At 36.7% G+C, this 23,470-nt stretch carries 22 protein-coding genes and 1 pseudogene; 6 read left to right on the top strand and 17 right to left on the bottom strand.

The window, feature by feature from the left end; all coding sequences use genetic code 11:
• Positions 1-23 precede the first annotated feature (23 nt).
• From HJG58_RS08640 to HJG58_RS08630, 3 genes are all read left to right on the top strand, one after another.
• Complete coding sequence (locus HJG58_RS08640) at positions 24-2,582, top strand: fimbria/pilus outer membrane usher protein (protein WP_125518585.1); 2,559 nt, start codon at positions 24-26, stop codon at positions 2,580-2,582.
• A complete protein-coding gene (locus tag HJG58_RS08635; RefSeq protein ID WP_087400655.1) occupies positions 2,579-3,589 on the top strand; it encodes a fimbrial protein in 1,011 nt (336 codons plus the stop codon). Before HJG58_RS08640 ends, HJG58_RS08635 begins: the two co-directional genes overlap by 4 nt.
• Positions 3,590-3,701: 112 nt before the next feature.
• A complete protein-coding gene (locus HJG58_RS08630) occupies positions 3,702-4,676 on the top strand; it encodes a DUF4882 family protein (protein ID WP_087400653.1) in 975 nt (324 codons plus the stop codon).
• A gap of 53 nt (positions 4,677-4,729) precedes the next feature.
• On the opposite strand, the gene HJG58_RS08625 is transcribed toward HJG58_RS08630, so the two are convergent.
• Together HJG58_RS08625 and HJG58_RS08620 are read right to left on the bottom strand one after the other, a co-directional pair.
• On the bottom strand, positions 4,730-5,839 hold the full coding sequence (locus HJG58_RS08625; RefSeq protein WP_004792384.1) for an S-(hydroxymethyl)glutathione dehydrogenase/class III alcohol dehydrogenase: 1,110 nt from the start codon (positions 5,837-5,839) through the stop codon (positions 4,730-4,732).
• 229 nt (positions 5,840-6,068) lie between these two features.
• Positions 6,069-7,940, bottom strand: a complete 1,872-nt coding sequence (locus HJG58_RS08620) for a non-contractile tail sheath protein (protein ID WP_216076547.1) — start codon at positions 7,938-7,940, stop codon at positions 6,069-6,071.
• Between the two features lie 180 nt (positions 7,941-8,120).
• Here HJG58_RS08620 and HJG58_RS08615 point away from each other — a divergent pair, with 180 nt between their 5' ends.
• On the top strand, positions 8,121-9,278 hold the full coding sequence (locus HJG58_RS08615) for a catalase family protein (RefSeq protein ID WP_170248582.1): 1,158 nt from the start codon (positions 8,121-8,123) through the stop codon (positions 9,276-9,278).
• Between the two features lie 85 nt (positions 9,279-9,363).
• Here the strand turns inward: HJG58_RS08615 and HJG58_RS08610 are convergent.
• From HJG58_RS08610 to HJG58_RS08600, 3 genes and pseudogenes are all read right to left on the bottom strand, one after another.
• Positions 9,364-9,594 (bottom strand): annotated as a pseudogene (locus HJG58_RS08610) (hypothetical protein); the annotation flags it as partial.
• A gap of 89 nt (positions 9,595-9,683) precedes the next feature.
• Positions 9,684-10,139, bottom strand: coding sequence for a hypothetical protein (locus tag HJG58_RS08605; protein WP_170248581.1), 456 nt, complete (start codon positions 10,137-10,139; stop codon positions 9,684-9,686).
• 193 nt (positions 10,140-10,332) lie between these two features.
• A complete protein-coding gene (locus HJG58_RS08600; RefSeq protein ID WP_170248580.1) occupies positions 10,333-10,767 on the bottom strand; it encodes a GFA family protein in 435 nt (144 codons plus the stop codon).
• A 225-nt stretch (positions 10,768-10,992) separates the two neighbouring features.
• On the opposite strand from HJG58_RS08600, the gene HJG58_RS08595 reads away from it, so the two are divergent.
• A complete protein-coding gene (locus HJG58_RS08595) occupies positions 10,993-12,558 on the top strand; it encodes a phospholipase D family protein (RefSeq protein ID WP_170248579.1) in 1,566 nt (521 codons plus the stop codon).
• 17 nt (positions 12,559-12,575) lie between these two features.
• Here HJG58_RS08595 and HJG58_RS08590 read toward each other — a convergent pair whose 3' ends face one another.
• From HJG58_RS08590 to pqqA, 9 genes are all read right to left on the bottom strand, one after another.
• Positions 12,576-13,163: a uracil-DNA glycosylase family protein gene (locus HJG58_RS08590; protein ID WP_170248578.1), complete on the bottom strand. Its 588-nt coding sequence runs from the start codon at positions 13,161-13,163 to the stop codon at positions 12,576-12,578.
• Positions 13,164-13,364: 201 nt separating this feature from the next.
• On the bottom strand, positions 13,365-13,589 hold the full coding sequence (locus HJG58_RS08585; protein ID WP_170248577.1) for a hypothetical protein: 225 nt from the start codon (positions 13,587-13,589) through the stop codon (positions 13,365-13,367).
• Positions 13,590-13,832: 243 nt separating this feature from the next.
• The gene (locus tag HJG58_RS08580) at positions 13,833-14,009 is read right to left on the bottom strand and encodes a hypothetical protein (protein ID WP_170248576.1); all 177 of its coding nucleotides are present in this window, start codon (positions 14,007-14,009) and stop codon (positions 13,833-13,835) included.
• A gap of 577 nt (positions 14,010-14,586) precedes the next feature.
• Positions 14,587-15,639: a dipeptidase gene (locus HJG58_RS08575; protein WP_170248575.1), complete on the bottom strand. Its 1,053-nt coding sequence runs from the start codon at positions 15,637-15,639 to the stop codon at positions 14,587-14,589.
• 15 nt (positions 15,640-15,654) lie between these two features.
• On the bottom strand, positions 15,655-16,809 hold the full coding sequence (gene pqqE, locus HJG58_RS08570; protein WP_170248574.1) for a pyrroloquinoline quinone biosynthesis protein PqqE: 1,155 nt from the start codon (positions 16,807-16,809) through the stop codon (positions 15,655-15,657).
• Positions 16,806-17,090: a pyrroloquinoline quinone biosynthesis peptide chaperone PqqD gene (gene pqqD, locus HJG58_RS08565; protein ID WP_004792407.1), complete on the bottom strand. Its 285-nt coding sequence runs from the start codon at positions 17,088-17,090 to the stop codon at positions 16,806-16,808. The genes pqqE and pqqD overlap by 4 nt, the downstream gene beginning before the upstream one ends.
• Positions 17,087-17,845 carry a pyrroloquinoline-quinone synthase PqqC gene (pqqC, locus tag HJG58_RS08560; protein ID WP_060465641.1) on the bottom strand — a complete coding sequence of 253 codons (759 nt, stop codon included), beginning with the start codon at positions 17,843-17,845 and terminating at the stop codon, positions 17,087-17,089. The genes pqqD and pqqC overlap by 4 nt, the downstream gene beginning before the upstream one ends.
• A gap of 8 nt (positions 17,846-17,853) precedes the next feature.
• Positions 17,854-18,765, bottom strand: a complete 912-nt coding sequence (gene pqqB, locus HJG58_RS08555) for a pyrroloquinoline quinone biosynthesis protein PqqB (protein WP_170248573.1) — start codon at positions 18,763-18,765, stop codon at positions 17,854-17,856.
• Positions 18,766-18,839: 74 nt separating this feature from the next.
• Positions 18,840-18,914, bottom strand: coding sequence for a pyrroloquinoline quinone precursor peptide PqqA (gene pqqA / locus HJG58_RS08550; protein WP_001982218.1), 75 nt, complete (start codon positions 18,912-18,914; stop codon positions 18,840-18,842).
• A 248-nt stretch (positions 18,915-19,162) separates the two neighbouring features.
• Here pqqA and HJG58_RS08545 point away from each other — a divergent pair, with 248 nt between their 5' ends.
• Positions 19,163-20,944 (top strand): bifunctional metallophosphatase/5'-nucleotidase, encoded by a 1,782-nt coding sequence (locus HJG58_RS08545; RefSeq protein ID WP_170248572.1) that lies wholly within the window; start codon positions 19,163-19,165, stop codon positions 20,942-20,944.
• A 67-nt stretch (positions 20,945-21,011) separates the two neighbouring features.
• Here the strand turns inward: HJG58_RS08545 and HJG58_RS08540 are convergent, their stop codons facing one another.
• The 3 genes from HJG58_RS08540 to HJG58_RS08530 all read right to left on the bottom strand — a co-directional run bounded on the left by HJG58_RS08540 (position 21,012) and on the right by HJG58_RS08530 (position 23,418).
• On the bottom strand, positions 21,012-21,413 hold the full coding sequence (locus HJG58_RS08540; protein ID WP_005069251.1) for a transcriptional repressor: 402 nt from the start codon (positions 21,411-21,413) through the stop codon (positions 21,012-21,014).
• Between the two features lie 504 nt (positions 21,414-21,917).
• Positions 21,918-22,580, bottom strand: a complete 663-nt coding sequence (locus tag HJG58_RS08535; protein ID WP_032006183.1) for an isochorismatase family protein — start codon at positions 22,578-22,580, stop codon at positions 21,918-21,920.
• Between the two features lie 67 nt (positions 22,581-22,647).
• On the bottom strand, positions 22,648-23,418 hold the full coding sequence (locus HJG58_RS08530; RefSeq protein ID WP_170248571.1) for an SDR family oxidoreductase: 771 nt from the start codon (positions 23,416-23,418) through the stop codon (positions 22,648-22,650).
• Between the last annotated feature and the right edge of the window lie 52 nt (positions 23,419-23,470).

The following is a 23,470-nucleotide window of genomic DNA, read 5'->3' as shown; positions in this document are numbered from 1 at the left end:
TATGTGAGTAGGCGGACTTAGTTATGCCAAAAAAAAGGCAAGAATCTTATAAATTATTAAAACGCCATATTTGTTACTACTTGGCTTCTGGTGTTGTCACAATGACAATGCCCGTATTCGTGCATGCTGAAGAAACAACCGCGAGTGCACCAGTGGAAGCTGAATTTGATTCTGCTTTTTTAATTGGTGATGCTCAAAAAGTTGATATTTCACGTTTTAAATATGGTAATCCTGTTTTACCAGGTGAATATAATGTTGACGTTTATGTAAATGGCCAATGGTTTGGCAAACGTCGTATGTTCTTTAAAGCATTAGATCCAAATAAAAATGCTGTAACCTGTTTCACAGGAACAAACCTGCTTGAGTACGGCGTTAAACAAGATGTTTTGTCTAAACACACTACCCTTCAAAAAGAAAATAATAGTTGTTATAAAATTGAAGAGTGGGTTGAAAATGCATTTTATGAGTTTGATACCTCTCGTTTACGTGTAGATATTTCTATTCCGCAAGTTGCTTTGCAAAAAAATGCGCAAGGCTATGTCGACCCAAGTGTATGGGATCGTGGTATTAATGCTGGATTTTTATCTTATAACGGTAGTGCTTATAAGACTTTTAATCAATCTGGCGATATACGCGAAACATCAAATGCGTTTATGGGAGTGACTGCTGGGTTGAATTTAGGTGGTTGGCAATTACGTCATAATGGTCAGTGGCAATGGCAGGATACCCCTGCTGAAAATCAATCTAAGTCAAGCTACGAAGAAACGAGTACATATTTACAAAGAGCATTTCCGAAATACCGAGGTGTCTTAACACTAGGTGATAATTTTACAAACGGCGAAATATTTGATTCATATGGTTATCGCGGTATTGATTTCTCAAGTGATGATCGTATGTTACCAAATAGTATGGTGGGTTATGCTCCACGTATTCGTGGTAATGCTAAAACCAATGCAAAAGTTGAAGTTCGTCAACAAGGCCAACTTATCTATCAAACAACAGTAGCACCAGGTAACTTTGAAATTAATGACCTTTACCCTACTGGTTTTGGTGGAGAAATTGAAGTTTCTGTTATCGAAGCGAATGGGGAAATACAGAAATTTGCTGTGCCTTATGCATCTGTTGTGCAGATGCTTCGTCCTGGCATGAATCGTTATGCTTTAACTATTGGTCAGTTCCGTGATTCAGATATTGATATTGATCCTTGGGTTGTTCAAGGTAAATATCAACAAGGGATTAATAATTACCTAACAGGTTATACAGGCATACAAGCAACTGAAAATTATGCCGCTATACTGTTGGGTGCCGCTTTTGCTACACCAATTGGTGCCGTGGCGTTAGATGTAACCCACTCTGAAGCTGAATTTGAAAAACAGTCTTCACAGTCAGGACAAAGTTTCCGTTTAAGTTATAGCAAGTTAATTACTCCAACCAACACAAACTTAACACTAGCAGCTTATCGTTACTCAACAGAAAACTTCTATAAATTACGTGATGCTCTACAGATTCGTGATTTTGAAGAAAAAGGTATTAATACCTACTCTGCTGGTCGTCAACGTAGTGAATTCCAAATTACCTTAAACCAAGGTTTACCTGAAGGTTGGGGTAACTTCTATGTAGTAGGTTCTTGGGTTGATTATTGGAACCGTAGTGAAAGTACTAAACAATATCAGGTTGGTTACAGTAATAACTTCCATGGTTTAACTTATGGTTTATCTGCAATTAACCGTAAAGTTGAATATGGCTCAACCAATCAAACACACGATACTGAATATTTAATGACATTATCGTTCCCGATTGATTTCAAAAAGAATTCAGTTAACGTTAACGTTACTGCTTCTGAAGACAGTCGTACTGTTGGTGCAAGTGGTATGGTTGGAGATCGCTTTAGTTACGGCGCTTCAATGTCACATCAGGACTATTCAAATCCATCATTTAACGTAAATGGACGTTATCGTACCAACTATACAACTGTTGGTGGTTCTTATAGTGTGGCTGATTCTTACCAACAAGCAATGGTTAGCTTAACTGGTAGTGTGGTTGCACACTCAGAAGGTATTTTATTTGGACCTGAGCAAGGCCAAACGATGGTACTTGTGCATGCGCCAGAAGCTGCAGGAGCAAAAGTTAATAATGCTGTTGGTTTGAGCGTGAATAAAGCGGGTTATGCGGTAGTTCCTTATGTTACTCCGTACCGTCTTAATGACATTACCCTTGACCCACAAGAAATGTCGAGCCAAGTAGAGCTTGAAGAAACAAGTCAACGTATCGCACCTTTTGCTGGCGCAATTGCTAAAGTAGATTTTGCGACTAAAACTGGTTATGCAGTTTACATTAATAGTAAAACTGTAGATGGCAATAGTTTACCGTTTGCAGCTCAAGTCTTTAACCAAAAAGATGAAGCTGTCGGTATTGTTGCACAAGGTAGTATGATTTACTTACGTACTCCACTTGCTCAAGATCGTCTCTATGTGAAATGGGGCGATGAAAGCAATGAACGTTGTTCTGTTGAGTACAACATCAGTAATCAGTTGCAAAATAAGCAACAAAGCATGGTAATGACTGAGGCTGTCTGCAAATGAAAAGAATATTATTAACGGGTGCTCTATTTACCGCTGGTCTTGGGATTTATGGCGAGGCTAAGGCTGCCTGTCGTATATATGATTATGAAAAAAATGACGTCCTTATGGCTGTGGGGCGTGTTGTTGTGCGTCCAAGCGACCCAGTCGGTGCTATTTTAAGAAAAGCGACTTTTCCTATTAGTCGTACTAGTACAGAAGCTTGGTACTGTGACTATAGTGATGCAGTAGTTGCAGAATTAACCCAAGCTTATCCTTTAAGCCCTTTAGGCAATAGCATTTATACTACTAATATTCCCGGTATTGGTATTCGCCTATATCGTGAAGCCGAGAATAATACTAATTTTTCTGGCTATTATCCTTATGTACGTGGAGGAATATCTGGTAGACGTTATTTAGCATCAGGTTACTTTGTGGTAGAAATTATTAAAATTGCCCCACAAACAGGTTCTGGAACCTTAGTACCAGGCAGGTATAGTAGTTATTATATTCGGGGCTTTCCTAATCAACCCTTCTTAACAAGTACTGTCAATGCCAATGCCATTACAATTGCATCATCTTCATGTGAAATTCAAGGTAATATTAATAAAGTTGTACAATTACCAACAGTTACAAAGGCTGGCTTCAAAGGTGTTGGTTCTACTCAAGGTGAACAAACCTTTGATATGAACATTCTCTGTAATGGCGGTATCAACCCAACAGGTTACGAAGAGAAAAATCTCATTAGTTTAACTTACGACTTTACCCAAGATGGAACAAACAATCAGGTATTGGCAAATACGGCTGCCGCATCTGAAAAAGCAAACGGCGTAGGTGTACAGTTACTCTGGAATTATCAAAATAAAAATCAGGTCATCAAAAAAGGTGACAAATTAGCCTTAGGTACATTGTCTTCTAACCAGACAATTCAATATAACGTACCGATGACTGCTCGCTACTATCAAACAGCAACAAATGTGACTGCTGGTAAAGTGCGTGCAATGGCTACTGTAACTATTGAATATGATTAATCATATTCAATAGTTTATAAACTTCATAATTTCAAATATTTAAATATTAATAATAAATTTTGCTTTATCGCTACTTTCTAAAAATTTAATACTTAACTCGATAGGAACATTTATGAAAAAAATAGGCTTAATTGCTGTTAGTGCAGTGACATTATGTTGGGCAATGTATGAAGTATCTTCTGATAATACCAATACAGCACTGGGTAATGAATCTAGCCAAAAAGTAGCATCTAAAAGCATTTCATCCACTACAAAGAATGAAAAATTAGCACCACAGATGCTATTAGCTCAAACGAATTCCCTTAATTCCTCTGCCCCAGTCTGCAAATATAATTTTGACGCGACTCAAGAAGATTATGATCTTTGGAATAATGAACACTCTGACTATTGGTCTATGAAAATATTCCCATTGGTAACGGGCCAAAAATTTAGTCTTAAAGTAGAGCCTATGCCAGAAAATGAGTATGGTACTGTAGAGTATGTAGCTAGAAGTAAAGCTAGCCTTAATTCGACTAATGACATTGGTGATTTAATAATACCTCACACAGGGATTATTGCATTTGAAATGGAGCTTAAGATTCCAACCTCAGCTCTTGGGAACTCATCACTTGGTAATTCTGCTTATTACTCCTCTGCCATTGGTTTTAATGGCGTAACAAATAATGGCTATACAGTTAGGTCCAACTATTGGTTTAATATGGGCACTTATGATCCAGATTTTGGTGAGAATCCTGCTAGATTATACTATTCTGTAGCTTATCGACTTAGTGATAATAGCGGGCCTGACAATCCATATTATAAGGGTCAAAACATGACAAATAGTTCAAATGGATACCAGAGATTAGGCATATATATTAATCAAAACACTAAGCAGGTTGGCTTTATCGTAAACGGTGTTGATCAGGGATATAAATCTACTTTACCCGCTCCACTTGAGAATATAAGCTTTTCTGTCTCAAGTGCTATATCAATAGATGCTGAACAATTATTTGGACAAGAGTTGTCTAATGAACTCATTACTGACCGTAATGCGCTACAGTTTAGCTACCCTCAGGGCACAACAGACATGTGCGGTAATGCCATTTAAGATAAAACTGTAAATCGTAAAAAAGGGCTGAATCACAGCCCTTTTTATTTTATTTAGAAATGAATGACAGTACGAATTGATTTACCTTCATGCATTAAATCAAAAGCGGTATTAATGTCTTGTAAAGGCATAGTGTGCGTTACAAAAGGCTCAAGTTGAATCTCACCTTTCATGGCATCTTCAACCATTTTAGGAAGTTGTGAACGGCCTTTTACACCACCAAATGCTGTTCCTAGCCATTTACGGCCAGTAACCAACTGGAATGGGCGTGTCGAGATTTCTTGACCGGCACCAGCTACACCAATAATAACAGATTGCCCCCAACCACGATGTGCGCACTCTAGAGCCGAGCGCATAACATTGACGTTACCAATACATTCAAATGAATGATCAACGCCCCAGCCTGTCATTTCTACAATCACTTGCTGAATTGGTTGGTCATAATCTTTTGGATTTAAGAAATCTGTAGCGCCAAACTGTTTAGCTAGTTCAAATTTATCTGGGTTTGTATCTACGACAATAATACGCCCTGCTTTCGCTTGACGTGCACCTTGTACAACAGCCAAACCAATACCGCCTAGGCCAAATACAGCAACAGAATCACCTTCTTGTACTTTAGCTGTGTTATGTACGGCACCAATACCTGTAGTTACGCCACAACCTAGTAAGCAAACTTGTTCGTGATTCGCTTCAGGATTGATTTTAGCTAAAGATACTTCAGCAACTACCGTATATTCACTAAAGGTTGAACACCCCATGTAGTGATAAATCGGTTCGCCATTATATGAAAAACGTGTGGTGCCATCTGGCATTACACCTTTACCTTGAGTAGCACGTACCGCAACACATAAGTTAGTTTTACCTGATTTACAGAATAAGCATTCTTTACATTCGGCTGTATAAAGCGGAATTACGTGATCACCCGGTTGAACGCTTGTTACGCCCTCACCCACTTCAACCACAACACCTGCGCCTTCATGACCTAAGATGGCAGGAAAAACACCTTCTGGGTCATCGCCAGATAATGTAAAAGCATCTGTATGACATACGCCTGTATGGGTAATTTTTATTAAAACTTCACCAGCTTGAGGTGGTGCAACATCAACTTCAACAATTTCTAAAGGTTTTCCTGGGGCAAAGGCGACAGCTGCACGAGATTTCATCTTTGGGTTTCCTTTAAATCATTCGGTATTTATAGTCGAGCAAAATAGATTATGTAACGCTAATACAAGAGTTTAATTTTGCTTAAATTAAAATTGGCTTTCATGACAATCCATCACAGCATAGCCAGTCAGGTACGTCTAAGCAAGCCTATGTTTCAAAAAGAAGAAAACCTCTTACTTGAAGAGGTTTTCTATCAAATCACTTATCTTATAAATGGTTTGTGTTTACTTATAGGTAAATATCTGGTGGATATGGTGTGTTATCACTAATTGGCGAATAAAGCGTATTTTCAACAAAGAAGCCATTTGGGGCTTGAGTGGTATCGATCGTAATCGAATCAAACATAACTTGTGGATAGGCCCAGATAAATTGCTTCATCAACCCAAGAGAAACATTATTTTTCATGTCACCAAAAATTCGTTGCCAGATCGGTGTTCGATATGGCTTGGTTTTATCAAAACCATAAATATAGGCAATAGAGGCATCGGGAACAAAACCAGATAAATAAATGACTTTATTGGCAGGATAGCCTAGCCCTTGTATAGGAATTTGGGAAACTGCCTGATGTGCCAAGTCTAAGCGAGCTTCTAGCAACCAGTCATAAGCTTCTGTCATCATGTAATCAAAATTAGGATATAAGTAGTGCTGGGTTGGATAGTTAATATAAGTAGCTAATGTCTGAATTGGAGATTGAATGGAAGGAAAGAAAATAAGAGGACTAACTTTAGCACTAGAATATTTTGCTTTGATCACGGTACGAATATTTTGACAGGTTTGTCCTAACTTATTTCTAAGCCATGTTTTAAACTCATCATATGGCGTTCCTGTTTTATTCATTGCTTCATAAATTGTACCCAAATCTGGTGCATATAAACCTGTATCTGCATTAAAAGCCAATTTTGTTGGGTAGTCATACACACAAGGTAGATTGGTGTCAGTGTTATACCACCACCAAGGTTCACCAATTTGCATGTTTACATCACATCCCCCTACGACCATTGCATCTGCAAACTCAATAAAGACTTTATGTAGATATGCCAAAGCATTTTGATGACTTAAACTAAAAAAATAGCTCGGTGGTTGATAGCCTGTTTTACCTAAATTACTGTTCCAGTCACGCTGTGCCCAATATTCATTAGCTCCCAAGGAATACATTTCAAAGCTGACCCCAAAGATAGGTTGCATACTGGCATTATGCAAAGCTTGGGCATATTTTTCATGCCATTTACGAGTACATGAATTAACAACCGTCTCGCCTGTCACCAATGTATCTGGTATTTGCCATTTATTAATATCGCTTTTCCACGTCATTTCAGGATAGTGCGACATTCCACAATAGTGATTGACCAAATCTTTATATCCCAAAGTCACCATATTGTTGACTAAGCGCTGAGGATTTAAATCATAGTGGTCATCATAGCTTGTACAGATGCCATAATTATGCTGTGGTACTACAACTTGGCTTAGATTTAACTTGGCATTTGCCCCTGTTACAACTGAATTGGTAATACGAATATAGCCATCTTCTGCTTGACTGAGAGGCAATGATGAGTGTGCGTTATAGCTGCTTGTAAAAGCTGAAAATGAAATTCGCTGAATATTGGTAACTGGAAAGCTATCTGTAGCAGAGAAGCCTGCTTTTACTGTATCCCAGTTAATATGAATATGTGCCGTTCGTGATGAAGGATTATTTGCGTAATTAAATAGAACAATATATGCAATTTTATCTACGCCATTGTCGTTATAGTAAACCGTTAAAGTTGGGGTTAGTGCCCCATTATTTAAAACAGGCATAGAGGGAGACAGTTCAATATCAAAGTCCCATACCATACCTGTATAGCTATACTTGGTTTCATACGCTAAAAATTTATGATCTTTAGAATCATAAGAATCCCAAGTAATTCCTGCCAAATCCGTTGTCATGCGTGATCTAAAAGATGCTTCAAATCCATTTCCATAATTGGTAATAGCAAAAGACATTGTTTGTGGACCGTCTATTCTCCAATAAATAGGACTAAACCGATCAATAAGTGTATTTTGAGTGATTGGATGAAGTGATGTGTTAGTATTATTTTGCACATTTTGTCGATTAGTTATCATGACGTCATTCTCTTAATGTATTAAGAGGTTTTATATTAAATAATAATTTTTATTTTATTGTTCAGATAAGTAACAATGACATTTAAATTATTTACAGTTTATTTTTTATAAAGGCCAAAATAAATTTACACAGGATACTTAATATTATTCTAAAATATTTTTGTACTAAGGAGATAATAAATGGAAAATTTCATGCAGCCTATAAATTTTAAGGGTTTGTTTTTATTTACTCCTCTTGCATTTGTATTATCAGGTTGTAGTGAAACTTTATATTCCCAAACAACGCCACTGGTAAAGAATTCTTCAGAAAGTATCTCTTATACGCAGATCGACCCAGCATTAGGAGAAAAATTACAGCCTAATGAAGAAGCAATAGCCCATAACATATCTCAAGTTATTGAAAAGTCAATTCGTGAACAATATACGGCTGGAAATGCTTTGCGTGACGCTCACCCTAAAGCACATGGGTGCGTTCGTGCTGAATTTCATGTTTTAAAAAATATGCCAGCTCAGTTTGCTAAAGGAATGTTTATTCCAGATCAAAATTATCAAGCATGGATTCGCTTTTCAAATGCTTCTAATGACGCCTCTAGTGCCGACATAGACAAAGATGCACGCGGAATAGCAATAAAAATTTTAGGTGTATCAGGACAGAAAATTTTAGAAAGTGAAAAACAAGCAACCACGCAAGATTTTATTATGATTAATCATCCGGTCTTTTTTGCGAATGATGCTAAACGATATCTTTCTTTTATGAATGATGTGAATAGCCATAATATGATCAGAAAATTTCATATTCCATTTGCATTAGGTATTAAAGGAACTGTGAATGCACTCGGAGCACGTAATTCACAAATCGCAAACCCACTCTATGCGCGTTACTGGTCTATGGTTCCCTATCAGTTAGGGCTAGGTAATGACCGAAAAGCGGTTAAATATTCAGTTCGTGCTTGTTCAATGCAGCCAAATAATCTACCTAAAAATCCTAGTCATGATTTCTTAAGAGAAGCTTTAAAGAATACTTTGCAAAATACCGATGCCTGTATGGAGTTTCTTATTCAGCCACGTATTTCAAGTCAAATGTTGGTAGAAGATGCAATGACAGAATGGGATGAAAATAAAGCTCCTTTTTATCAAGTGGCGACTATTCACATACCAAAGCAAGACTTTGATACACCAGAACAAAACAACTTCTGCGAAAATTTATCTTTTACACCGTGGCATGCTTTACCTGAGCATAAGCCATTAGGCGCAGTAAATAGAATGCGTAAAGTCATTTATGAAAATATAAGCAGAGTTCGGCATGATATGAATTCAGCCACTAGACAAGAACCTTAGATGCTTTATCTATTACGATTTGGTGATTGAAAATAAGTTTAAATATGATTGTTCTCAAATACTTTTGCCTGAGCATAAGCTTTCTTTAATGAATACCTTTGCTTGTATCTATAGTGATGCGATCAATAAAGTCTGCCAGCCATAAGATAAAATCATCTTCGCTTTTATGCTTCGGAATCAAGCTCATATCTAATCTAATAGGTAGTTTATTTTTTATACTAACAATAGAACCTTCGAAGTTGACAAAGTTATATAAAAACTTTAGCTCAGTACCTGCAATAGCTTTTTTGATTTCCATAAGGAGGTTATTTAAGTTTTAAAAAAAACCGCCCCAGTAGGCGGATGCTGAATTTACAGCGAGATATAGAAGTGTAGTGGATGATCACTTCTATATTTTTTATATACTTACTTTTCTTCTTTTATAATTTTAGTAAAAGCATCTGACTTGAAATAATTAATGATCATCTCTCCATCATCCCCTGTAGAAGATGATACTTTGAGGGGTTCTTCATAAGTAAACTTAAAATCTGGAGGAATAAATTTTGAGATTGGGGGAAGTTTCACCTCACCTCCTGTTGTGATTCTTTCAATAAAACCCGCAAGCCAAAGAATATATTCATCTTTATTTTTATATTTTGGCATCAGGCTCATGTCTAACTTTATGGCACATTCCTCTAATGGTTTGGTTAAGCATTCTTCAAAATCTATAAAATTATATTTAAGTTCAAACTTGGTTCCTTTAATTTCGTTACGGATTGCACCAACTAAATGATTTAAGTTCTCTGCTGAGCTTTCTGAAAATAAATTTTTGTCCTCAATTTTTTTATACACATTCTCAGCGATGATTAAATATTGTGGCATCTCTATTTTCTCCCTTTTATCGTTAAACTACTCACTCAGCCTATTAAGGAAGTATGATAGATATCATGTTTGCTAATGTAATTGTTGTAGTGCCAATTGTAATTAATGTGTTTTTGTGAAAGCTGCAAGCATAACCACCCGAAAAAAATCAAAATAATGCAAACTAAGTCTCATTTTGTAGATGAAAACTACATTAACCAAAAAATATTTTTAGTTCATCCAAAGTTGGAAGTTGATTATAAGATTCATTAGCCGCAATTGTATTGGCCCAATTTGACTTTGAAACAATGCAAAAGTTAAGTTTTTTTAATACGGTAAGCTCTTGATCTAAAAGACCTAAAGGGATCCACATAAACTGAGTGTTACCTACTAAGTTAGGCACTGGTGATCCACATTGGCTGCAAAATGAAGATGTGAAGCCTGTTTCTTTTTTATAAGTGCGGACAAGTTCTAAACCTGACAACCACTCAAATTTATCTTTGCTTACTAATGTTGCTGCATTTGCCCCGGTTCCGGTTTGTTTACGGCAAAGACTACAGTGGCAGTGATAGACTGTGTTTATTTTATTAGTAATTGAAAATTTAACTTCATTGCATAGACAAGAACCCACGTGACTCATCTCAAGCATCCTTAGAAAAATAATATTAAATATAGCATTAGGTTTAAAATGGTTAAATTTAACTTTATATTTTTAAATGGATATGTTTTCTTAGAACCTCCTATAAATATTATGGAATTGCTAGCGTTGAGGCTCGGCTGATAGTATTTGTAGAGTTTAATATAAATTTTGACATATAAATTGAATATAAAAATGCTGTGATGTGTTTATCTTGGATGCGACTTCAAAGCTTACATGATTAATCAACTATATCAGCATTACAGTAGTATGGCATTAGATGCTTGGGGCTTTAAAAATACACCATCGTATAAAGGTACATACGACCCTGATGAGAATGATACAGTGACGAATAGCTTTAATTGGTTAAATGATGAGCAAGCTACAAAAAAAACAGAACAAGGACTGACTGCTTTTGTGGCATTAGATGATGCCTTTATCAGTATAGCTTCTCGTATGTATCTCATTAGAAATGCAAAAGAAAAAATCGATTTACAATATTATATTTGGACAAATGATTTTGTTGGAAACTTAATGCTGCACGAGTTACTAACGGCGGCAGATCGTGGTGTAAAAGTTCGGTTACTCATTGACGATCAGAATGGAGTAAAACTTGATGGTGTTCTAAGAAGCCTTCTACACCATCCTAACTTTGAAATTCGATTATTCAATCCCTACAAGTTTAGATATTTAAGAATTTTAGACTATATTTTCCGGTTCAAGAAAGTGAACCATCGCATGCATAATAAATTAATTATTGCAGATGGTGTGATTGCCGTAACGGGTGGTCGAAATATTAGTAGTGAATATTTTGACGCAAGTAGTAAGTTTCAGTTTACAGATTTAGATATTTTATTTTATGGACATACTGTACAACATGCACAGTCCGTCTTTAATGATTTTTGGCAAAGTGATTTAAGCCAAAATGCTACTGAGCTAGTGGGTACATGTGCCATACATCACTTACAATCATTACGGCAGCACTACCATGATTTAATTCATGAAAGTGAAAATCATACTCAAACCGAAGATAAGCTTTACGATGCTCAAAGCTATTTAAAAGAACTTTTAGAGCACTATCCAATCCAGTGGTCAAAAGCGCACTTTGTTGCAGATTCGCCTAAAAAAATATTAGGGCTAGCCTCCAAAGAAGAGATGCTCTATGGCCAAGTCATGAAGATTATGGGGGAACCAAAGCAGCATATCGAATTGGCTTCAGCTTATTTTGTTCCTACACAACAAGGCACTTACTACTTAAAACAACTCAAGGTACAAGGTGTTAAAGTCAGAGTTTTAACCAATTCTTTTGCTGCAAATGACGTGGCAATTGTGCATGCTTTTTATAGTCAATATCGAGTTGAAATGCTTAAAAGCGGAGTGGAACTATTTGAGTTTAAGCCATTTTTAGAACGCAGACGCAGAACATGGTATGAAGTGGTGACTGGAAGTGTAATCCCTGCAAAAGGTAAAAATAAATCGAGCTTGCATGCCAAATTTTTTGATGTAGACGGAAAAGTGTTTATTGGTTCGTTTAACTTCGATCCACGTTCAACTTACTTAAATACTGAGGTCGGTCTTGTTATTGAGTCGAGTCAATTACAAGCTCAAATTTCAGTCATGCTTGATCAACATTTACCTCAAGTCGCCTATCAACTTAAGTTAAATAGTGAAGGCCAAATTGTTTGGTTAGACTATCAATCTAATGGAAAAGTGGTTGAATACGAAAAAGACCCAGATACGAGTCTTTTCCAACGTACCATGATTAAGGCAGTTTCATATTTGCCGGTTGAATGGATGATGTGAGAGTAATTTGGTTTTATTTATAGAATACCAATCTCTTTAAAGAATTTTTGATAAGCCTCTGCTTTCTTTTCTAGCGCTAATGGATAGGCTCTAGAAGAAGATGGTAGACGGTATAAATCAATATTTCGTTCAGCAAAGTAAGTAGACGTAGAAGTTCCTATAAGAGGTTTTTCGGTGTGTTCTGGTAAAACTGAAATTAAAGTGTCAGTCGCTTTATCGCCAGTGGTCATAATGGTCTGACAAAGTGGTATCTGCTGTAGCAAAGTAGCAAGATCTGTCGGTGTTACTATTTCAAGAAATTTATCTGCGGCATTCCCCTTCAATCGCTTAATTTGATAAGCCGTGTCAAAGATTGCAATACCAGTTTCAATTAAGAAGCTTCGAATACGTTCTTCATTAAAATTTTTTTGGTTTTCGCTTAAAAAATAGTTTTTATCTTGGAAAAAGATCAAACCAAAAATACGCCACATGTCATTTTGGAAATTTGGATAGAAAAAATCCATCTTCCATTTATTACGCGGTGGTGGAAAACTACCCAACATTAATAAACGGGCATTTGGGGGTAAAAATGGTTCAAGTGGATGAGTTTCTATCTCAATTAACATAAAAAATCAGTACATAGTTAAAAACTTCATAAATAAATTAACCTATTCGAAGACTAATCACGAGTTAAGAAATGCAATTTCTCTCAATTAAATCATGTATGTCAGAAAATTAGCTTTCAGTTAATGCATTGAAGCGAAATATATCTATATTTCGCCTCCATCACTTAGATATATAAAAGCTTACTTGCTGGCTACGAACCATTAGGAATTAAGGACTTTAAAGACTTTGCCTGTTCTTGGATGAGCAAAGCTATTATCCTGATCTAAATTAATGACCTTATCTGAAATCACAATTTTAGAAAGTGGTAACCAATTCTGCTCTACTGCAGCATCAACAAAGTTTTTTTCATAAATTTGTTCAACAACGATTTCCATACCACACATACTTTTAGCATTCACTTCTTTTAAAATATGGCGTTTTGACATATTAGTCTCCTTTTTTATTATTCGTATCGATAATAATAAAGGCTCGACTGATACATTATGTAAATTTTAACAATCAAAGTGTTTTTTTTGTTTTAATCATACTTTTGTAATAATTAAATGAATAGTTGAGTGATTATTTAATTTAAATATTATCTCTAAGCTAATTTAATTCAAAATAATTATGGCTTTTATTCTTAATAAAAGTAAAAGGGTTCATGGCCTGAACCCTAATTTTATTTAGATCTAAACGTGTACTGCATTATCAAGTGAACCATCATCTTTGTCTTTAGCAGAGTCTTTACTAATCACTGAATCAGTATCGTTATCTCTGTTAAAACTCTTAATGTTCTTTTGCTTTTTCTTGTACATACACATCCCAATCGCAATACCTGTTCCTAAGACTATAATTGACTTTAACATTTTGCACCTCTTCGATTAACGGAGTAACTTTTGAGAAATTAACTTAAATTATTAGCACAAAATTTGTTATTTAAGGGCTTTCATTTGCTCCGGTTTTGTAATGTGTTTAATTTTTATGTTAATTGAATAATCTTATAATCCGTAAAAATAACTTTTGATACAAAGCAAAAAGCCTATTCTGTTTTATGAATAGGCTTTTTACTGTATTTCAGGATTAAGCAGTATTATGAATTGCTTTAAGCAATCTTATTATCTTTAAATACACTACAAATGTATTTAATGCTGAACTTTTAGTCAAGATAGGATTGAGTGATTTTACTAATAATTGGTGATTCTTGTGATGATCATCACATTATATTGTTAGGATAAGAAAAAACCCATTTCTACTTCTCATGAAGAAATGGGTGATGTGAAAACCACAAAAGACCTGAAATACCAAATGTTCTTACATTCAGTAAGGTTGAGTGTAGTGAATATACCGAATGGTTGACAATTAAACTATTTGTATTTTTTTTAGTCATTTCGGCCAATAAAAAAACAGTTATGATTCTGTAGATTAACTCTGTTTAGTCATTCATTATTGACCAAAAATTCTATAAAGTACCCTCACCCAATTATTAAGACATATATTTTCAATCAGTGTTTTAGAATAACCACGCTGTTGCATACGATCAATTAAGCGATATAGGCCAGACACATCTTGAAGTTCTGTACCAATGAGTGCACCGTCAAAATCCGAACCAAAGCCCACATGTTCTTCGCCTAAATGATCCATTAAATATTCTAAATGTTCCAAAATTACATCTATGGATGTATCTGCATTTCGTTGTCCATCCGATCGTAAAAAAGCGACATCGAAATTTACCCCGACCATCCCTTTACTTTCTCGAATTGCTTTGAGTTGTGGGTCAGTTAAATTACGGGCTTGAGGACATAAAGCATGTACATTAGAGTGGGTTGCTACAATTGGCTGCTGCAATATTTTTACAGTATCCCAAAAAGCTTGTTCATTCATATGTGAAACATCAATCACCATTTTTTTATCAGCACAGCGCTTTACAAAATCTTTGCCATCACTCGTGAGACCTGCTCCTGTGTCGGGTGAGTGAGGAAACGTAGCATTTAAACCATGTCCAAAACGACTAGGTCTATTCCAGAGGGGGCCAATACTACGTAAGCCTCTTTCATAAAATACATCGAGTAAATCAGGATTGAGTTGTAAAGCTTCTGCACCTTCCATATGCAATACAATTGCTAGCTTTTGCTCTGCTAAACAATCCTGAATATTTTGAACCGAGGTACAGATTTTAATATTTTTAGAATACTGAGTAAGTTGGTGAGCTAAATCGAGTTGTTCTAAACAAATTTGTTCAATTTGCTGTTGGGTAAAATCAGAAGCATTCGGATCAAATAATTTATTGGGATGATGCTGCTTAACATAGTTGTATGGGGGTAAAAAAATCGCAAACATCCCCCCCATAAAATCAGCTTCTTGACAGCGTTTTAAGTCCAGATGGCCTGATAGGCGTTCATGAACAAAAGCATGTACAGGATCTGGATGATCACTTAGCCATAAGCGTGTTAATGCATCATTATGTCCATCAAAAACTGGAATATGGCTAGGCTTCATGAGTATTCCTACTTGCTATATATCTGTAATCGTGTGGACTGGAATATTTTGTGTGGCGCTTAAAGATTTAGAGTTTCTACTATTACGGAATACTAAATTTTGCAAAGGTGCAGCCAACTGACTTTCTGTACGTGCCTGTTCAATCATTTGATGATACGGCGATTTCCCACATACAGGGTCGGCATTAGCCGCATCTCCAGTCAACATATAGGCTTGGCAACGACACCCGCCAAAGTCGCGGTCTTTATCTGGACAGCTACGGCACCCTTCTGGCATCCATGCATCGCCACGGAAATGATTAAATCCAGTTGATTTGTACCAAATATCTGACAATTTATGTTCGCGGACGTTTGGAAACGAAATGGGCAGTTGTCGTGCTGCATGGCAAGGTAGTGCCATACCATCTGGAGCAACCGTAAAGAAGATTTTACCCCAGCCATTCATACAGGCTTTTGGTCGCTCTTCATAATAATCAGGCACTACAAAAATGAGTTTGCAAGGATGATTTTGCGCTTTTAATTTTTCTCGATATTCATTGGTAATCCGTTCTGCACGTGTCAGTTGCTCTTGTGTGGGTAATAAACCTTGGCGGTTTAAAAAAGCCCAACCATAAAACTGACAAATTGCTAGCTCGACTGTGTCTGCATTGAGCTCAAGGCAAAGTTCAATAATTTTTTCAATCTGGTCAATGTTATGTCGATGAATAACAAAGTTAAGCACCATCGGATAATCGTATTTCTTAACCAGTCGGCACATTTCATACTTTTGTTCAAAAGCATGCTTTGAACCTGCCAATGCATCGTTTACCACAGGATCGCTAGCTTGAAAGCTCACTTGAATGTGGTCTAGGCCCGCTTGCTTTAGATCAGCAATGCGTTGTTCGGTAAGGCCCATACCGGAGGTAATTAAGTTGGTATAAAACCCTTGCTGATGAGCATGTGCAACGAGTTGTTCTAAATCCTGACGTACCAGTGGTTCACCACCAGAAAAGCCGAGTTGAACAGCACCCATTTGACGTGCCTGATCAAAAACGTCAAACCACTCTTGCGTGGTCAGTTCATTTTTATGCTGCGCGTAGTCTAATGGGTTTGAGCAATATGGGCATTGTAGCGGACAACGATAAGTGAGTTCCGCTAATAACCATAAAGGTAGGCCAACACCTTCTGTCATACTAAATCAATCCAGTGTTGCTGTTTTGCGACCAGCATGTAATCCACTACATCTTGATCAATCTCAGCAATATCACCAAATTTTTGCTTTAACTGGGCAATAATTGCAGAAACATTTTGCTGCCCATCAATATATTGTCCGATTGCCCCTGCACTTTCATTTAACTTGATCATGCCTTCAGGATATAAAATCACAAAACCATTTTGAGCTGGCTCGAACTGAAAACGGTAACCTTGTCGCCAGGTTGGTACAAGATTTAAATCAAACTGCTCTTTATTCATTTAAATAGTCCTTTGTGCCAAACTCGTTTGCTTGTCACGCTGTGATACGGTGCTTCATTGTGAACATGTGCAAGTGTTAAAGCATCTAAAATGCTCCATAAAATATCCAGCTTAAACTGTAATATTTCCAGCATTCGTTCTTGTTGCTCAAAAGTTGTAAATGAATCAAGCGTAATTGTTAAACCATGTTCAACATCACGGCGTGCCTGACTCAAACGAGAACGAAAGTACTCATAGCCTTTATCATCAATCCATGGATAGTGCTGTGGCCATGAATCAAGTCGTGACTGATGAATTTGTGGGGCAAAAAGTTCAGTTAAAGAGCTGCTTGCTGCTTCACGCCATGAAGCACGACGTGCAAAATTTACATAGGCATCTACCGCAAAGCGTACACCAGGTAAAACTAACTCTTCAGAAATAACCTGTTCACGACTCAAGCCCACAGCTTCGGCTAACCGTAACCATGCTTCTCGACCACCTCCATCAGGATATTCACCATCTTGATCGATCATGCGTTGAATCCATTCTTGACGGACTCGTTGGTCGGGGCAATTTGCCATAATCGCCGCATCTTTAAGCGGAATATTAATTTGATAGTAATAGCGGTTTGCAACCCAAGCCTGAATTTGTTGCTGGGTGGCTTTACCTTCATACATCATCACATGAAATGGATGATAGATATGATAATACTGGCCTTTATCGATAATGGCTTGTTTGAATTGTTCAGTCGTTAAAGCTTCAGGTGTTTGAGTCATGTTTCACCTTAGAGTTCAATCTGCATGCCGTCATAGGCAACTTCTACACCATTTGCTTTAAGCTCAGCAAACTGGCTAGAGTTTTCATTTAAAATTGGATTGGTATTGTTAATATGGATGAGCACTTTTTTAGGTGTACTCAGCTGATTTAAATAAGAGAGTGAACCACCTTCGCCACTAATATATAAATGACCCATTTCACGACCAGTTTTAGTTCCAACCCCTGTTTGTTGCATTTCATCATCTGTCCAGAGTGTTCCATCAATCATGACGCAGTCTGAACTCTGCATAATCTGCATGATTTGATCATCAATTTTTCCAAGACCTGGTGCGTAAAATAACTGTTTTTGTGTTTTATGGTCTTTGATAACTAAGGCAATGTTGTCGCCGTCATGTGGGTCATGTCGATGTGGTGAATATGGCGGCGCAGCACTTTTAATAATTAAAGGCACAAACTCTAAATTTTCGAAACCATCAATTTTAAAAGCTTGTTTAGGATTAATTTGGTTGTATTGAAGACCACCATTCCAGTGTTTGAGCATATTAAAAACTGGAAAACCGCTCGTTAAATCTTGATGGACCATTTCTGTACACCATACATTCATTGGGCAACCTTCACGTAAGGTTAAAAGCCCAGTCGTATGGTCTAACTGACTGTCCATTAAAATAACGCTTGTTATTCCTGTATCACGCAATTTACGCGCTGGTTGAGCTGCTTTAAATTCGAAGAGTTGCTGACGGATATCAGGTGATGCGTTTAATAAAACCCAGTCTGTTCCATTTTCAGAAACAGCAATTGATGATTGAGTACGGGGTTTGGCTTGGATTGTGCCTGTGCGCACACCATGACAATTCGGGCAATTACAATTCCACTGCGGGAATCCGCCTCCAGCAGCTGAACCTAAAACATAAATATACATAAAATTAATATCTTATTAGAAAGAGATAAGCCCTAGAACAAGACTAGGGCTTATGACATATTTGATGAAACTGATTAACGTGCTTCAAAGTACATAGTAACTTCAAAACCAATGCGTAAATCAGTAAAAGCTGGTTTAGTCCATTGCATAAATTATCTCCGGTTCATATTAATCTTATGAAATGAATCACTTGATTAAGATTTATAAGGCAATTAAAAATTTATTCTAAATAAAAAAATTGGGTTTGTAGACCACCCCTAGCTAAGATATTGTTCGATAATTGTGTTTTTTGTCCAAATTTTAATATTTCGAACATATTTCCTTATTGGGTGTTTCATCAAATATTCATACTAAAAGCGTATTTTTTATCCGTCTTAATTGATCAAATGATAAAAAAATGAAAAATTTAACAATACTTTTTAAAGTAACAACACTTTCTCTGGCTGTAGCGTTATTGGCGGGATGTAATGACGATGATGATAATGACACAGCACCACCTGCCCAAAGAAGCAATCAAACCGTAAATATTTTAGCTTTTAATGACTTTCATGGAAATCTTGAGCCCCCTAAGCGTTATGTCGAGGCACCAAATCCAAATGATGCTGCTCAATCTGTTCGTATTCCTGTCGGTGGAGTGAGTTACTTTGCAGATGCGATTAAAAAACTTAAAGCAGAAAATCCAAATAATGCTGTAGTTTCGGCGGGTGATTTAATTAGTGCCTCTCCTCTCACCTCTTCTTTATTTTTAGATGAACCGACCATTGAAGTCATGAATGATATTCAAATTGATTTTAATGCTGTGGGTAACCATGAATTTGACCGTGGTACAGATGAATTACGCCGTTTAAAAAACGGTGGATGTCAGCAATATACCAGCACTGTCCCTTGTCAAATTAATAAAAAGTTTAGTGGTGCAAAATTTGATTTCCTTGCTGCTAACGTAGCAATGAAAAATGACGCTAGTAAAACAATCTTTCCTGCATATAAAGTCAAAACTTATGGTGGAATTCCAGTCGCATTTATTGGTTTAACCCTTAAAGCGACGCCAAGTATTGTTTCTGCGGCGGGTATTAAAGACGTTGAGTTTCGTGATGAAGCTGATACGGTAAATGCCTTGATTCCTGAGTTACAAAAACAAGGCATTGAAGCAATTGTTGTTGTGGTACATGAAGGTGCAGCGCCAAGTACGAAGCTCAATCAAAAAACATGTGATGGTTTAAGTGGTCCGATTTTAGGAATTTTGGATAAGCTTAATCCAGCAGTTGATATTGTTGTTTCAGGTCACACACATCAATCTTATATTTGTGACTATGCAACAAAAAATCCGGCTAAACCATTCTTACTTACTTCAGCTGGACAATATGGCACGCTCATTACTGACATCAAGATTGAATTAGATGGTAAAACTGGTGATGTCATTAAAAAAGATGCGAAACAGGTTCCTGTACAAAGTGAAGCATATACATCTGGTACAACCACGGTAAGCCTTACCGATCTCTATCAAAAATTTAGTAAAACCCCAAGCATTGAAGCAATCTTAGATAAATACCGCCAAGCTGTGACCACCATTTCAAGTCGTGTGGTTGGTACATCTACTGCCGTTGTGAGCCGTACTCAAGTCGAAAGTGGTGAAAGTCCGCTAGGTATTATGATTGCCGATGCTCAACAAGCGGCTGCCTTAAAAGCAAGTAATCAAGGCTCAGACTTTACGTTAATGAATCCAGGTGGTGTGCGTGCTGATCTACTTATTAATAGTAGTAACCAGATTACCTTTGGCGATGTTTTTGCAGTTCAACCATTTGGTAACTCTATTGTGACGTTGAGCTTAACTGGCAAACAGATTAGAGATGTGCTTGAACAGCAATGGTCTGGTGCAAATGCAAATTCACCTAGAATTTTACAGCCATCTAAAGAGTTGAGTTACCAATATGCAGCAAATACATCTTTTTCACCACGAGCAAGTAATATTATGGTTGCTGGTTCGCCGTTAGTTGACACTAAAGTGTATCGCGTGACGGTAAATAGCTTCTTGGCAGATGGTGGTGACAACTTTACGGTATTAAAAGAAGGCCAAAACCGTGTCGGTGGTGGTCAAGATATTGATGCGCTTGAAACTTATGTTGCTAACAATTCACCTTTAACTATTCCAGCTACGACTCGAATTAAAGTTATCAAATAACTGATTTTATAAAAATAAAGGACAGTATGATGCTGTCCTTTATTTTTTATGGCAGTTTAAAAGATTTTTATTCGGTATATAGATTGAGCTCAACACTACTGATATCGACTCCGGTATTTGCAAAAATAATATCAGTAACTTCATGAAGTAATTCTTTAACTTTGTCATGTTCAAAGTTCAAGGCTTCAGAGGTTTTGAGCGAAATGAGGTTACAACTCATCTTGTCTTTTCTAAGCTTATAAATACTTTTGCTTTTACCTAAAAACACCCTTTTGATGAGTTTACGGTTTTCAAATTCCGACAAGATTCGATAAATCGTTCCTAGCGTTATTTTATGTTCATTTTTAATTTGCGTATAAATACTCACAGCACTTAAGCCTTGTGGATTTTGATTTAAAATTTCAAAAACCTGTATTCTCGATTTTTTTATGGGTAGTCCATTTAATAATGATTTTGAAGTTGCTGTCATGATTAATTAACCTTAATGTTGAAAAAATATAGAAATTTTTTAAAATTATTTTGTCTATACTTACTTGAAAATTATGGAAATGATTTGATGTATAAATCAGAGCTTATTACCCTATAAATAAGCTTTGAGCTGATTATAAGTTTCTGAATAATTTAATATTATTCCTACCTCACTATCTACATGTACGCGCTTGGTGAATAAAAGCATTCTTGAGCTGAACCATATGGCGACCCTCTTCATTAAGTCATTTTCCGACCTTATTCTATATAATGATTAACATATGATAAATATTATCATTTGTGTTTAGCGGTGTATCATATACATATAAGTTTTAATATTCAATATTAAGTAATTATCAAATACATAATGATAACCATTATATATTAATGATTAAATGATGATGAGTTGCCTTCATTCTCTATTATAAGTATTCATTTCCACCCATATAAAAAGCAGATAGATGATCTGCTTTTTATATTTTAAGTAGAATAAGTTAAATCACTATTATGCTAAGGATAGTGCATCTTGTTCTTGCATCCATGCATGAATCACTTGTTGTGTTGTCATGACTTGAGCGCATCGTGTACTAGCATATTTTAATGCCATATCGTGCTCTTCGCGGCTAAAGTCAGCTAGTGCATCACCACATAAGAATGGTTGGATGTTTAGCATAAAAGCTTCAGCAGCACTCATAAGACAACCAATATGTGCATATACCCCGCAGATAATCAGTTGATCGCGACCAGACTCCCGCATGAGCTGTTCGAGCGGAGAAAATTTAAAAACACTATATCTCCACTTGGTAAGAACCGTATCATTTTTTTGAGGTGAAATTTTTGGCAAAATCTGAGTAAAGCTCGGCTCGTTCTTTAAACCAGGTCCCCAAAAATCAGTTAATAACTGCCGATGTTCAGGTGATTGATTGCCCGGTTGTGCTGTATAAACAACGGGAATATTAGATTGATGAGCGGCGTCAATTAATGCTTTGGTGTTTTTAATGAGTTCTGGAATAGGTTCTTGAGTTAAGTCATAGAAATCTAAAAAATATTGCTGCATATCATGAACCAATAAAACAGCTCGATTGGTATGCAATGGCCAATTTGTTTTGTTGGGAGTAAATTCATGGGCTTGGGGCATACTGTAACTTGCAATCTTTGGAATACTCATTAGTATTTTCCTTTTCTATCTTTCAAAATATTTTTAATTTCAGATGGTTGTTGTGCTGAAGTAATCTTTAGACCCCAAGTGTCGCTCCCCCATCTACCACTATTTCTTGCATCGTAATTTGGGCCGCTCGGTCCGAAAGTAAAAAGCTCACGGTATTGGCAATATCATCTGGTTGCGCGAGTTTTCTTAAAGGAATACCTGTTCGGTATTGACTCAAATCACCATCAATTACTGCAGGTGGAGGTGCATTATCAGTCCAGAGTTGTTGCTGCATTTGAGTGAGAGTAGATCCAGGTGAAACGATATTCAGCCTGACTTGATAAGGTGCGATTTCAAGTGCCAAATTGCGACAAAAATGACTCAGTGCAGCCTTAGTGGTGGCGTACATACCAAGTTGCATACGTGGCATACGCGCACTATTTGAACTAATAGTGACAATGCTACCCCGCCTTTTTGCACAAAAATGTTTAGCAACTTGTTGGCTGATCGCAATAGGCGCCATGACATTGACCGCAAAAAGTGTTTCCCAATCTTCCGTTTTGGCTTCAAGCATGGAGCGCATAATTAATACTCCTGCTGCATTTACTAACCCCGTAATTTCGTATCTTTCTAAAAGCTCTGAAATTAAAGTTTGCGTTTCTTGCTGATGGGTAATGTCTTGTGAGATGCCCTGCCATTGTGAAGATTGATCTGGCGTTATTGTTTTGCAGATATCCCATTGTTTAGGATTTTCTTGTCGGTCAATACCAATAACATGATAGCCCTGATCTAGTAGTTGCTTGGCAATAGCCGCTCCTATCCCTCTTGCAGCACCTGTGACCACGATGGTAGAGCGCATGTGGATACTCCAATTTATATTATAAAGAAATCTATAAATATAATTGCAAATA

The sequence above is a fragment of the Acinetobacter geminorum genome (genome assembly GCF_013009345.1).
GTDB classification, from domain to species: Bacteria; Pseudomonadota; Gammaproteobacteria; order Pseudomonadales; family Moraxellaceae; genus Acinetobacter; species Acinetobacter geminorum.
Note: the sequence above shows the minus strand (reverse complement) of the source record. Positions and strands in the feature narration are given on the sequence as shown.

What these genes read in the sequence shown, in the direction of transcription:
- HJG58_RS08615 (WP_170248582.1), top strand. Translation starts at nt 8,121, where the DNA reads ATGGAAAATTTCATGCAGCCTATAAATTTTAAGGGTTTGTTTTTATTT.
- HJG58_RS08530 (WP_170248571.1), bottom strand. Translation starts at nt 23,418, where the DNA reads ATGCGCTCTACCATCGTGGTCACAGGTGCTGCAAGAGGGATAGGAGCG.
- HJG58_RS08620 (WP_216076547.1), bottom strand. Translation starts at nt 7,940, where the DNA reads ATGATAACTAATCGACAAAATGTGCAAAATAATACTAACACATCACTT.
- HJG58_RS08595 (WP_170248579.1), top strand. Translation starts at nt 10,993, where the DNA reads ATGATTAATCAACTATATCAGCATTACAGTAGTATGGCATTAGATGCT.
- HJG58_RS08590 (WP_170248578.1), bottom strand. Translation starts at nt 13,163, where the DNA reads ATGTTAATTGAGATAGAAACTCATCCACTTGAACCATTTTTACCCCCA.
- HJG58_RS08585 (WP_170248577.1), bottom strand. Translation starts at nt 13,589, where the DNA reads ATGTCAAAACGCCATATTTTAAAAGAAGTGAATGCTAAAAGTATGTGT.
- pqqB (WP_170248573.1), bottom strand. Translation starts at nt 18,765, where the DNA reads ATGTATATTTATGTTTTAGGTTCAGCTGCTGGAGGCGGATTCCCGCAG.
- HJG58_RS08640 (WP_125518585.1), top strand. Translation starts at nt 24, where the DNA reads ATGCCAAAAAAAAGGCAAGAATCTTATAAATTATTAAAACGCCATATT.
- HJG58_RS08575 (WP_170248575.1), bottom strand. Translation starts at nt 15,639, where the DNA reads ATGAAGCCTAGCCATATTCCAGTTTTTGATGGACATAATGATGCATTA.
- HJG58_RS08545 (WP_170248572.1), top strand. Translation starts at nt 19,163, where the DNA reads ATGAAAAATTTAACAATACTTTTTAAAGTAACAACACTTTCTCTGGCT.
- HJG58_RS08540 (WP_005069251.1), bottom strand. Translation starts at nt 21,413, where the DNA reads ATGACAGCAACTTCAAAATCATTATTAAATGGACTACCCATAAAAAAA.
- HJG58_RS08605 (WP_170248581.1), bottom strand. Translation starts at nt 10,139, where the DNA reads ATGCCACAATATTTAATCATCGCTGAGAATGTGTATAAAAAAATTGAG.
- pqqE (WP_170248574.1), bottom strand. Translation starts at nt 16,809, where the DNA reads ATGACAGAAGGTGTTGGCCTACCTTTATGGTTATTAGCGGAACTCACT.
- HJG58_RS08635 (WP_087400655.1), top strand. Translation starts at nt 2,579, where the DNA reads ATGAAAAGAATATTATTAACGGGTGCTCTATTTACCGCTGGTCTTGGG.
- HJG58_RS08580 (WP_170248576.1), bottom strand. Translation starts at nt 14,009, where the DNA reads ATGTTAAAGTCAATTATAGTCTTAGGAACAGGTATTGCGATTGGGATG.
- pqqD (WP_004792407.1), bottom strand. Translation starts at nt 17,090, where the DNA reads ATGAATAAAGAGCAGTTTGATTTAAATCTTGTACCAACCTGGCGACAA.
- HJG58_RS08600 (WP_170248580.1), bottom strand. Translation starts at nt 10,767, where the DNA reads ATGCTTGAGATGAGTCACGTGGGTTCTTGTCTATGCAATGAAGTTAAA.
- HJG58_RS08625 (WP_004792384.1), bottom strand. Translation starts at nt 5,839, where the DNA reads ATGAAATCTCGTGCAGCTGTCGCCTTTGCCCCAGGAAAACCTTTAGAA.
- HJG58_RS08630 (WP_087400653.1), top strand. Translation starts at nt 3,702, where the DNA reads ATGAAAAAAATAGGCTTAATTGCTGTTAGTGCAGTGACATTATGTTGG.
- pqqC (WP_060465641.1), bottom strand. Translation starts at nt 17,845, where the DNA reads ATGACTCAAACACCTGAAGCTTTAACGACTGAACAATTCAAACAAGCC.
- HJG58_RS08535 (WP_032006183.1), bottom strand. Translation starts at nt 22,580, where the DNA reads ATGAGTATTCCAAAGATTGCAAGTTACAGTATGCCCCAAGCCCATGAA.